The following is an 11,404-nucleotide window of genomic DNA, read 5'->3' on the forward strand; positions in this document are numbered from 1 at the left end:
AAAGCAGTGCCATCGAAGCTCGCCGCAGGCGACAATAGCTACCGCGCAGCAACGCCAACAGTTAACTAATACACAGCTTTTTTTATGGCCGCCGCTTTTGTCCGTGGACTCACCGCCGCCGTCATTGAACGAATTTGTGCTGTCGTGATTGCTGTCGTGATTAGTGTGGCCACAGCCTGGTCGAATCGGTTGTCATGCGGGGGCGTGCAGCTTACGCCAAAGGGCGGCTAACGAGCGCGCCGGTGCAGAGGATTGCCGCGGCGAGTCTGCGCCATTTTATCAATACGGCTGGATTGTTAACTTTTTGTGGTAAATGCTGCATTTACGGTTGGGATTTGTAAGAATGCGCGCCAAACCGTCAGTAGATTGATTCATGGAGAGATAATATGAAACGGACCTTTATCGCCGCGTTGTTGCTGACGCCAGCAGCCGCAATGGCCGACTACAGTGCAGAAGCGGAATTGGGCGCGACCTTAATCAGTGGCAACACCGACAGCACCAATATCCTCGCCAAGTACAACAGCAAGCATAAGCTGGGCGACTGGAGCAACAGCTATAAGTTAGAAGCGCTGTACAGCGAAGACGACGGCGAACGTGCGGCGGAAAAATACCTTGCCGAAGCGCAAACGGATTATCCTGCCGAGGGAAAGCACTACTTCTTCGCGGCCTTGGGGGGCGAGGTGGATAAGTTTAGCGGCTACGATTACCAAGTGAATGCCGCTGCCGGTTATGGTCAGCGCATTATCCAGCAAGACACCATGACCTTAAAAGCGGAGATTGGCCCTGGTTACACCTACAAAAAAGTAGATGAGGACGTAAGCCCGAATGCCGACGACGAATCCGATGCGATGATGCGAGTCTTTGGTGAGTTTTGGTGGCAGTTTTCAGACAACGCCGAATTTAAGCAGGTGCTGCGTTCGGACGTTGCTTTTGATGGCGCCACCATCACCAAAAGCGAAACCTCGGTTGCGGCCAATTTGATTGGCGAATTGGCGATGAAACTGTCTTATAACGTGGATCACAACAGCGATCCGGTGGCGGGCACCGACAGCACCGACACCATCTTAGCCGCCACCTTGCTGTACAAGTTTTAAGGAGCAGCAGCCAACCGCCACTTAGGTGGTGCAGCGGCATGGGCCTGTTGAACAAGCCCACAACCGAAAAGGGCAGCGTTTCGCTGCCCTTTTTCATGGCTGTGCATCAAGTAACGGTTGCTCAGCTTTGCTGCAAGCCGCGCAGCCAGTTGATCTCATCCGCCCACAGGGTGTCATCGATGGTTTCTAATACCAGCGGAATGCCGAGGGTAGCGTGGTGAGTCATCAAGAACGCGAACAGTTCTGTGCCCAGCTCCCCTTGGTGCAGGCTGTGGTGGCGGTCTACGCGGCTGCCTAAGGTGGACTTGCTGCCGTTCAGGTGCATCGCTTTTAGGTAATCAAAGCCAACGATGTTATCGAACTGCTCAAAGCTGCTGGCGGCGGCCTCAAAGCTCGACAGATCGTAACCCGCGGCAAAGGTGTGGCAGGTGTCTAAGCACACCCCCACTCGGGATTTGTCCTCAACTTGCTCGATGATGGCTGCAAGGTGCTCAAAGCGGTGGCCAAGGTTGGAGCCCTGACCGGCGGTGTTCTCGATAATGGCGCTCACCCCACGGGTGGCATCCAAGGCCAAATTGATCGATTCGGCGATGCGCGCCAAGCAGTCTTGCTCTGAGATCTGCTTCAGGTGGCTGCCAGGGTGGAAGTTCAGCAAGGTTAGCCCCAGCTGTTCACAGCGCTGCATCTCGTCGACAAAGGCATCGCGGGAGCGCTGTAAGGGCTCAGCTTCGGGGTGACCCAAGTTAATCAGGTAGCTGTCGTGGGGCAGGATCTGCTCTGGCAGGAAGCCATATTGCTGGCACCGCTGCTTAAATTTACGGATGTTATCCGCCGTTAACGGTTTGGCCTGCCAGCGGCGCTGATTTTTGGTAAACAGGGCAAAGGCGTTTGCACCGAGGTTGTGGGCATTAACGGGGGCGTTTTCTACGCCGCCACTGGCGCTAACGTGAGCTCCGATGTATCGCATGACGTCTCCTTTGTATTAACTCGGCGATGCTACGGTGGCTGGCTTGCCTAGGCAAATGGATTCGGTACTCTAGCGTCATCGATTTTTTCGGAGCGCACTCCTATGGTTAAAAGCTGGCAGTCGTTGTTGCAAGCTGAGCAACAGCAACCCTACTTTTCTCAAATGATCACTCAACTGCAACAATGGCGAGCCCAAGGGCAGGTGATCTACCCGCCACAGGCGCAGGTGTTTGCCGCGTTTGAGCAAACCCCACTGCAGCAAGTGAAAGTGGTTATTCTTGGGCAAGATCCATACCACGGCGCCAATCAGGCCCACGGATTGAGTTTTTCGGTCGGAGCCGGGATAAAAGTGCCGCCTTCGTTGGTCAACATCTATAAGGAGTTGAGCACCGACATTGCCGATTTTGTGACACCGAACCACGGCGATCTGCATGGCTGGGCACAGCAGGGGGTACTGCTGCTGAACACGGTGTTAACGGTTGAGCAAGGCCAAGCCCATTCACACGCTAAAATAGGATGGGAGCGTTACACCGATGCGGTGATTGCCCAGATCGATCAACACTGCGATGGGGTGGTGTTTATGTTATGGGGCAGCCACGCCCAGAAAAAGGGCAAGAACATTAACCGCGATAAGCACTTGGTGCTGGCGGGGCCGCATCCGTCGCCGTTGTCGGCCTACCGTGGCTTTTTCGGCTGCGGTCACTTTTCACAAGCCAACCAGTGGTTAGTCGAGCAACAACAGCAACCGATTGATTGGCAAGTTTGATACGGATCATAGCGGTTGGGACGCGGATCCGGCACTGTTTGAGTAACGCTCGTGACGAGCAAATGGAGGCGTAATGCTAGCTCGAATTGATACCGATCATCGTCATATCTCAACGCTGTTGGATCTGCTTGAACGCAAGATTGAGCGGTTGCAGCAAGGCGGTGCTATCCAGATGACGATGTTGCGCGATGTGGTGGACTACCTGCACCGCTATGCCGATCAATGCCACCATCCCATGGAAGACATTCTCTACCAGTTTTATCTGGATAAGACCGGTCAGTCCGAGGGAGAGATCCACCGCTTAGGCCATGATCACCTGGCCTTAGCCGACGCCACCAATGCGATTTTAGATACTTTAAACATGATCCTGAGCGATCAGGTGGTACCACGGCAACGGCTGATTAAGGATCTGCAGCTGCTGTTAACCATGCAGCGTCAGCATTTGCAGTTTGAAGATACGGTGCTGCTGCCGAAGATCAGCGCAGCACTGGATGAGCAAGATTGGCAACAGCTGCAATCCGAGATAGCGCATAAAATTCAAAGCGATCCGCTGTTTAATAGCAGTGAACGCGACTATGAAGATCTGCGTGCGTACTTAGCCGAAGCTTAACGCGCCAAGATAGTTCACATAAAAAAACGCCTCGCAATGCGAGGCGTTTTTGTTGCCAGTAACAGCGTTAATGGTCAGGCAACCAGAGCGCTGTTAATGACGATTAGCAGGAGAGGTTAATCCTCCTCCAACAACTCTTCTTCTAAGTCGAAGCAGAAATCGATCCCTTCCAACTCTTTGCGTAAACGAGCACGTTCTTTAATTGCTTCGATCTCACGCCACTTACGCTTTTTACTGCCACGCGAGCGGGTGGGTTTCTCTACTACGCTACCAGTCGGCGAACCGTAATCCAGTCGTTCCATAACTTCCCCCTGTTGCTATGTCCTGTAATCACTTACGGATATATCACGCACGGGAGAGATCTTGCAACATCTTTGTTACAAAATGAACTGTTCTTGGAAACGTTTAGATTGAACCTTGACGCAGGCTTGCAACCAACGCATTGGTTGACGCGTCCAGTTTGTTTGGCTGGGTTTCGGCTTCAATTTCAGCTAAAACCGCGTCACCAAGCACCTTACCCAGTTCAACGCCCCACTGATCGAAGGAGTTGATCCCCCACAAGGCGCCCTGTACGAAGGTACGATGCTCATATAAGGCCACTAATGCGCCTAACGTGAACGGCGTCAACTTATCCATTAATAAGGTATTGCTAGGGCGGTTGCCCGGCATCACCTTGTGGCTGGCTAAGCGATCCAAGCTGGCTTCATCCAGGTTTTTGCCTGCCAATTCGGCCTTGGCTTCAGCAAAGGTTTTGCCTTGCATCAACGCTTGCGCCTGCGCGAAGCAGTTGGCGGCCAACATGTTGTGATGCTTGCCAATGGGGTTATGGCTTTGCAGTGGCATGATGAAATCCGCAGGGATAATGGCGGTGCCTTGGTGGATCAGCTGATGGTAAGCGTGTTGACCGTTGGTGCCTTCGCCACCCCAGATCACTGGGCCCGTTTGGTAATCAAACGGGTTGCCGTCTTTATCAACGCTTTTGCCGTTGCTTTCCATATCCAACTGCTGCACGTAAGCCGGCAGGCCACGCAGGTAATGATCGTAGCTCAGCAGCACTTGGCTTTGGGTGCCAAAGAAGTTGCTGTACCACAACGACAACAGCCCCATTACCGCGGGCATGTTCTGCTCTAGTGGTGCTTCACAGAAGTGTTTATCCATCGCTTCGGCGCCGCGCAGCAGTTGCTCAAAGTGATCAAAGCCGACAGCCAATGCGATAGGCAGACCAATGGCCGACCACAGGGAATAGCGGCCGCCAACCCAATCCCACATTGGGAACACGTTTTCCGCCTTCATGCCAAACTCTACTGCGGCAGGCACGTTTGAGCTGATCGCCACGAAGTGATCGCCAATGGCGCTTTGCGGCACGCCGTTGGCGATAAAGTGATCGCGGGCGCTGACGGTATTGGCGATGGTCTCTTGGGTCGAAAACGATTTGGAGGACATCAGCACTAAGGTGGTTTCGACATTCACGCGCTTGAGCTTCTCCGCTAAGGCGGTGCCGTCAACGTTGGCAACAAAGTGCAGCTTCAGGCCATCTTTGGCGTATGGGCGCAGTGCTTCGGTGGCCACTTTCGGGCCTAAGAAGGAGCCGCCGATGCCGATGGCGATGACGTCGGTAAAGGCTTTGCCGGTGTGGCCGGTTAGCACGCCGCCATGCACGTCAGCCACAAACTGCTTCATCTTGGCGAGCGTGGCGTTCACCTCTGGCACCACGTTGTTGTCGCCGTCATTGATTTCAGTGCGCTGGCTGTTACGCAGCGCGGTGTGCAGCACGGCACGACCTTCGGTGTTGTTAATGATGTCGCCATTGAACATGCCATCGCGCAACTGCTCTAAACCCGCTTCGCGTGCCAGTTGGCACAACGCGGACAGGGTGTCGTCGGTCAGCAGGTTTTTAGAGAAGTCTAATTTCAGTGCGGCGGCTTTAATGGACATGCGCTGAGCGCGCTCTGGATCGGCGGCGAAGCTCGCCCGCAGCGAGAACTCTTGGTAGCTGTCGCGTTGCTGTTGCAGTTGTTGCCAAGCCGGAAGTTGAGTCAGTGTGGTCATGTTCTGTATTCCCAAACAATGAGCCCGAGCATAAGCTCGGGCTGACTAAGAGGTGTGTGTGCTTATAAACCTAGGCGGTCGCGCAGCATGGTTTCCAATTTGTCTTGATCGATAGCGAAGTTACGGATCCCTTCGGCCAGTTTCTCGGTGGCCATGGCGTCTTGGTTCATCTCCCAGCGGAACTGGTTTTCAGACATTGGGGCTGGGCGGCTTTGCACTTCGCCGTTGTAAGCCAATACGCGCTCTACTTTAACGTCGCTGGCTTCCAAATCGGCCAACAGGTTTGGCCCAATGGTCAGGCGATCGCAACCGGCCAGTTGCAGGATCTCACCGGTGTTACGGAACGAAGCGCCCATCACGACCGTGTTGTAGCCGTGCTGCTTGTAGTATTGGTAGATCGCGGCAACGGAAACCACACCCGGATCGGTTTCGGCGCTGTACTCGTCACCCGTGGCTTTCTTGTACCAATCCAAGATGCGGCCAACAAACGGAGAGATAAGGTAAACGTCGGCTTCGGCACAAGCGCGGGCTTGGGCAAAGCTGAACAGCAAAGTCAGGTTACAGCTGATCCCTTCTTGCTCTAATTGCTCGGCCGCGCGGATCCCTTCCCAAGTGGAAGCCAGTTTGATCAGAATGCGTTCTGGACCAACACCGGCTTCTTGATACATACGCATTAGCTTGCGTGCTTTGGTGACCGAGGCTTGGGTGTCGAACGACAGACGCGCGTCTACTTCTGTCGAGATGCGGCCTGGTACCAGTTTCAGGATCTCTAAACCGATGTTCACCGCCAGTTTGTCGGCGGCGTCTTCCAGTTGCGTGGCGGCATCGTTGCTTTGAGCTTGGGCATAGGCCACTGCATCGGCGATCAGGCGGTCGTATTCAGGGATCTGCGATGCCTTGAGGATCAGCGATGGGTTGGTGGTTGCGTCTTCCGGCATGTAGCGACGGATCGCTTCAATGTCGCCGGTATCGGCAACAATGGTGGTGAATGCTTTTAATTGCTCTAATGCGTTGGCCATCGGGAGTTTTCCATACTGCAAAGGGGTGCGAGACCCCGCTTCGGGTTAATCTGATCATTAAAGGTGATTTGCCTCAATTTGCCAACCACTTGCGTAAATTAATTACCAACAGTGTGGAAAGCTGCCATATAAGATGGGTTTTGGCCTACATCTGTTCAACTTTTATGAAAGGAAACAACAAAAAAAGCCACATTTGTGGCATGAAAAACACGCAGATATTCGGTTCAATTGGGTGGCCTAGTTAAATTGAGTGGTTTTTGCACAGAAATAGACCGACGCAAGCCAGTAAAAAACGCACATATTACCCGCGTTAATTTTGCATTTTAGTTAAAGTGGTGGGGTTTTGGTGTATTTTCGGTTGCGGCGAGGTAGCGTAGATGATTCGGTGTGATCTTCGTCACCTGTGGTCGGAAATTTTGTGTGTTACTGTGCCGCCTCGTTATCAGTACAGGAACGCGGCAAACGCGCTTCGAAACATAACAATTTAGCGACAATAAGGCTGATAACTGGCCTGAACTGGCCCACAGTTTGTAATGGAAGTTTACTGTTAGTCACCGCTGGAACTGCCCGTATGAGAATGCGTAGCAGGCTCTTTTGGTGCCCTCAAGAAGAACTTAATATGATTGAAACTATCTCTGCTGCTTTAAACACGGCCATCGGCTTCGCCAACGGCCTACTTTGGGGCAAGCTACTTATTTACGTATTGGTTGCTGCTGGCATCCTGTTCACCGTGCGTTTGGGCTTTATCCAGTTTCGCCTGTTTGGTCATGGTGTGCGTTTGGTACGTCAGGGTCGCAACAAGACCGATGGCATCTCCTCGTTCCAGGTATTTTGTACCTCAATGGCGGCGCGAGTGGGTACCGGTAACATGGCCGGTGTTGCCGTTGCGATTACCGCCGGTGGCCCAGGCGCCATCTTCTGGATGTGGCTGATCGCCATGTTGGGCATGGCAACCGCCTTTGTTGAGTCGACTTTGGCTCAGGTTTACAAGGTACGCGGCGAAGATGGCCAGTACCGTGGTGGTCCGGCTTACTACATCGAGCAAGGCTTAGGTAAGCGCTGGATGGGGTCGCTGTTCTCTATCTTGCTGATCATCGCTTTCGGTTTTGCCTTTAACTCGGTGCAAGCCAACACCATTACCGATGCACTGCATAACGCTTTCGAGCTGGATAAGAGCATCGTTGGGGTGGTGATCATGCTGGTGACGGCGTATGTGATCATGGGCGGCCTGAAGAAGGTCGCGAAAGTATCTGAACTGATTGTGCCGGTAATGGCAGTGCTGTACTTGGGCATTGCGATGGTGGTACTGGTGCTGAACATCGCTGACGTACCCGCGGCCATTGCCTTAATCGTTAAGAGTGCCTTTGGCTTTGAACAAGCAGCAGGCGGCGCCTTAGGTGCCATCATGGCGGGTGTGGCTCGTGGTTTGTTCTCCAACGAAGCGGGCATGGGCTCGGCGGCAAACATTGCGGCTTCCGCAACGCCAAACCCGAACCACCCTGCGTCTCAGGGCTTCGTACAGATGATCGGCGTCTTTGTTGATACCATTGTTATCTGTACTGCGTCTGCGGCCATCATCTTGCTGTCCGGCGTGCTGGATGCTTCTGAAGGTCAGAAGGGCATTGGTTTGCTGCAGTTGGCGCTAACCAACGAGTTGGGCAGCTGGGCGGCGTACTTCTTGTCGTTTGCTATCGTGCTGTTCTGCTTTAGCTCCATCATTGCGAACTACAGCTACGCAGAAAGCAACATTCTGTTCCTGACCAAGAGCAAGCCAACATTGCTGGTGTTCCGCTTGTTGGTGCTGCTGATGGTGCTGATCGGTTCGATGGCGTCGCTGCAGATGGTATGGAACTTCGCTGACGTATCAATGGGCTTGATGGCGTTGGTGAACTTGATTGCCATCATCTTGCTGTCGAAAGTGGCCTACGCGGTGATTAAAGATTACGAAGTTCAGTTGCACGCGGGCAAAACCCCAGCGTTTGATCCAAGCCGCATTGCGCGCTTGAAAGATCAACTGGCTTGTAACAACTGGTTTGACGACGAAAAGCACTAAGCTTCGCCGATAATCCCAATCGAAAAACCACGCCAAATGGCGTGGTTTTTTTGTGTCTGGTCGATGGTATATTGGCTCCACTTACAGCGGATTTGGAATGCGATTATGTTGGCGGTTATCTCTCCGGCGAAAAATTTAGACTTTGACACACCAGCCCATATGGCGGTGCACACTCAACCAGCCTTGCTGGCTGAGGCCGAAGAGTTGATGGACACTTGCCGTCAGTTAACCCCAGCGGATCTGGCGTCACTGATGAAGCTGTCGGATAAGTTGGCGGGGCTCAATGCGGCTCGCTTTGCGGATTGGCACACACCATTTACCCCAGACAACGCCAAACAGGCGGTGCTGGCGTTTAACGGCGATGTCTACACCGGTTTAGATGCGGCCAGCTTAAGCGAAGCGCAGCTGCAATACGCGCAGCAACATCTGCGGATCCTCTCTGGGTTATATGGGCTGTTGCAGCCACTGGATCTGATCCAACCCTATCGCTTAGAGATGGGCACCAAACTGGGCAATGAGCGGGGTAAGGATCTGTATCAGTTTTGGGGCCGCCAGATCACCGAGGCGTTAACCGCCGCGGTGGCCGAGCAGGGGGATCAGGTGGTGGTGAACTTGGCATCCAATGAATACTTTAAAGTGGTAAAGCCGAAGCTGCTGGACGCGCGGGTGATCACCCCAGTGTTTAAAGATCAAAAGAATGGTCAGTACAAAATCATTAGCTTCTACGCCAAGAAAGCCCGTGGCCTGATGGCGCGCTTTATGATCGAACAGCAGCCGCAGCAGCCGCAGGATCTGGAAGCGTTTAACTACGACGGTTACTACTTTTGTGCTGAGCAATCCACGGCAGACAGCTTAGTGTTCCTGCGGGATGAACAGCGCTAACCCGTGGCAGTAATAAGCTGGCGTTAGCACCGACTTCATGGCAGTGGCGCCATCAAAAATGCCCCCTCAATGGTTGAGGGGGCATTTTTATTGATGGCTTAATTCAGGATTAAGATTTTGGCAGTGGGATTGGCCGTAAGTTGCTGTTGGCGTTAGCCATTAACCAGGTGAACACGGTGTAGACCGCCGAGGACTGCTGAATCGCCGCGGGCGGGATCTTGTCGAGGGTGTCATCGGGGGTGTGGTGGTAATCAAAGTAATCAGTCCCGTCTAAGGCCAAACCGGCGACGGGCACCCCCAGCGGGGGCAATACCGACATGTCTGGGCCACCCCAGCTGTTGTTGTTGCCCCGCTTAACGCCTAAGGATTCCAGTTGCTTAGCCATGGCATTAAAGTCGCTAAGGGCGTGTTCACCAACGCGGCTGTGAATGGCGTAGATGGGGCCAGCGCCAAAGTCAGCTTCGGCGGCGATGTAGTGCTTATCCAATTCCCCCTTATGGGCATCGCGGTACGCTTTGGCGCCCACGAGGCCAATCTCTTCTGCGGCAAAGAGCGCCACACGGATGGTACGCTGCGGCTTCAGCTTGGCATCGATGATCTGCTGGGCAGCCCCCACAACAATGCCAACTCCGGCACCATCGTCTAGGGCGCCGGTGCCTTCATCCCACGAATCAAGGTGGGCACCAATTAAGACGATCTCGTCGGCTTTGCTGCTGCCGGTGATCTCACCAATCACGTTGTACGACGTTTTAGGGCTGAAAGATTCAGTTTGAATGTTCATGCTGAGCTCAACATGGCTGTCGCGCTGTAGCATGCGAGTCAACTGATCCGCATCCGGTGCCGACAGGGTGACGGCAGGCACCTTGGCAATCCCTTTGGCGTAACGCATCACCCCCGTGTGGGCAAAACGGTGGCTGTCGGTGCCTACGGAGCGCAGCAGCAGGCCAACGGCCCCTTTGCTGGCGGCAATGGACGCGCCTTTGCTGCGTGCCTTAACCACTGGGCCATAACCTCGGCCATCGCGAGAACGCTCCATCTGGTGATCAATAAACGCCAACTTGCCGGTTAATGACCCCGCCGGTGCGGCTTCCAGATCCGCCAAGGTGGCAAAACGCACAATCGGTGCGGTAATGCCGGATTCTGGCGTGCCCACGGAATTGCCTAAGGCGGTGATCACCAAGGCTTGGGGGTAAGGTTGGGTTACCTGAGCACTGATGGCACGACGCTCCCAATGGGGCACTTGCACAGGCTCGATATACACCTTATCAAACCCCATCGCTTTAAAGCGGGCTTGAGCCCACTGCACGGCACGCATGTCTGCGGCGGTGCCCGGTAGGCGCGGGCCAATTTCGGTGGTGAGATCTTCCACAATTTGATAAGCGGCACTGGACTGCATCGCTTGCTGCTGCAGCTGGGCGGCGGCATCTAAGGTGGCGTTAGAAAAGGGGTTGGCCAGTGCGGCAGCACTAACGAGTGAAAGGGCGAGAATGGCGCGTTGCATAAAATCCCTGCAAAGTGAGTTATCCGTAAGCGGGCTACTTTAGCAGATCTTGGGGTGAAGCTAAGAGGCGGTGGCGGGCTTTATGTAACAGCAGGTGGCAGGGCTGAATTACAGGCATAAAAAAACCGACCCTAAGGTCGGTTTTTAAAGCTTTCTGCTCAAAGTTCTGTATTACAGAGCTTTGATTTGAGCAGCCAGACGGCTCTTATGACGAGCAGCTTTATTCTTGTGGATCAGGCCTTTGGTGGCCATGCGATCCAGGATAGGCTGGGCGGCAGTGAAAGCTTCGGTAGCAGCAGCTTTGTCACCAGAGGCGATTGCAGCTACAACTTTTTTGGTCAGGGTGCGCATCATGGAGCGACGAGAAGCGTTGTGTTGACGACGCTTTTCAGCTTGGATGGCACGCTTCTTAGCAGACTTGATGTTAGCCAAGTGCGAACTCCTAAAAACGGTACGATCTGGAT

General features: G+C 53.8%; 11 protein-coding genes. 5 read left to right on the forward strand and 6 right to left on the reverse strand.

Annotated features, from left to right (window positions below):
* Positions 1 to 386 precede the first annotated feature (386 nt).
* Complete coding sequence (locus Q0796_RS09970) at positions 387 to 1,094, forward strand: DUF481 domain-containing protein (protein WP_298442472.1); 708 nt, start codon at positions 387 to 389, stop codon at positions 1,092 to 1,094.
* 121 nt (positions 1,095 to 1,215) lie between these two features.
* Here the strand turns inward: Q0796_RS09970 and nfo are convergent, their stop codons facing one another.
* The gene (nfo, locus tag Q0796_RS09975) at positions 1,216 to 2,061 is read right to left on the reverse strand and encodes a deoxyribonuclease IV (RefSeq protein WP_298442475.1); all 846 of its coding nucleotides are present in this window, start codon (positions 2,059 to 2,061) and stop codon (positions 1,216 to 1,218) included.
* A gap of 102 nt (positions 2,062 to 2,163) precedes the next feature.
* On the opposite strand from nfo, the gene ung reads away from it, so the two are divergent.
* Positions 2,164 to 2,826 carry a uracil-DNA glycosylase gene (ung, locus tag Q0796_RS09980; RefSeq protein WP_298442478.1) on the forward strand — a complete coding sequence of 221 codons (663 nt, stop codon included), beginning with the start codon at positions 2,164 to 2,166 and terminating at the stop codon, positions 2,824 to 2,826.
* A 73-nt stretch (positions 2,827 to 2,899) separates the two neighbouring features.
* Positions 2,900 to 3,436, forward strand: a complete 537-nt coding sequence (locus Q0796_RS09985) for a hemerythrin domain-containing protein (protein ID WP_298442480.1) — start codon at positions 2,900 to 2,902, stop codon at positions 3,434 to 3,436.
* 116 nt (positions 3,437 to 3,552) lie between these two features.
* Here Q0796_RS09985 and Q0796_RS09990 read toward each other — a convergent pair whose 3' ends face one another.
* The 3 genes from Q0796_RS09990 to tal form a co-directional block, all read right to left on the reverse strand.
* Positions 3,553 to 3,738: a DUF3545 family protein gene (locus Q0796_RS09990; protein ID WP_298442483.1), complete on the reverse strand. Its 186-nt coding sequence runs from the start codon at positions 3,736 to 3,738 to the stop codon at positions 3,553 to 3,555.
* A 103-nt stretch (positions 3,739 to 3,841) separates the two neighbouring features.
* Positions 3,842 to 5,485: a glucose-6-phosphate isomerase gene (gene pgi / locus Q0796_RS09995; protein WP_298442485.1), complete on the reverse strand. Its 1,644-nt coding sequence runs from the start codon at positions 5,483 to 5,485 to the stop codon at positions 3,842 to 3,844.
* Between the two features lie 62 nt (positions 5,486 to 5,547).
* On the reverse strand, positions 5,548 to 6,504 hold the full coding sequence (tal, locus tag Q0796_RS10000) for a transaldolase (RefSeq protein WP_298442488.1): 957 nt from the start codon (positions 6,502 to 6,504) through the stop codon (positions 5,548 to 5,550).
* Between the two features lie 619 nt (positions 6,505 to 7,123).
* On the opposite strand from tal, the gene Q0796_RS10005 reads away from it, so the two are divergent.
* Positions 7,124 to 8,557, forward strand: a complete 1,434-nt coding sequence (locus tag Q0796_RS10005; RefSeq protein WP_298442491.1) for an alanine/glycine:cation symporter family protein — start codon at positions 7,124 to 7,126, stop codon at positions 8,555 to 8,557.
* Between the two features lie 105 nt (positions 8,558 to 8,662).
* Entirely contained in the window at positions 8,663 to 9,439 is a 777-nt protein-coding gene (gene yaaA / locus Q0796_RS10010) for a peroxide stress protein YaaA (RefSeq protein WP_298442494.1), read from the forward strand.
* Positions 9,440 to 9,548: 109 nt separating this feature from the next.
* Here the strand turns inward: yaaA and Q0796_RS10015 are convergent, their stop codons facing one another.
* A complete protein-coding gene (locus tag Q0796_RS10015; RefSeq protein WP_298442496.1) occupies positions 9,549 to 10,940 on the reverse strand; it encodes a M20/M25/M40 family metallo-hydrolase in 1,392 nt (463 codons plus the stop codon).
* 171 nt (positions 10,941 to 11,111) lie between these two features.
* Positions 11,112 to 11,372, reverse strand: a complete 261-nt coding sequence (gene rpsT, locus Q0796_RS10020) for a 30S ribosomal protein S20 (protein WP_298442498.1) — start codon at positions 11,370 to 11,372, stop codon at positions 11,112 to 11,114.
* Positions 11,373 to 11,404 lie beyond the last annotated feature (32 nt).

It is taken from the genome of uncultured Ferrimonas sp., from assembly GCF_947489035.1.
Taxonomy (GTDB): Bacteria; Pseudomonadota; Gammaproteobacteria; order Enterobacterales; family Shewanellaceae; genus Ferrimonas.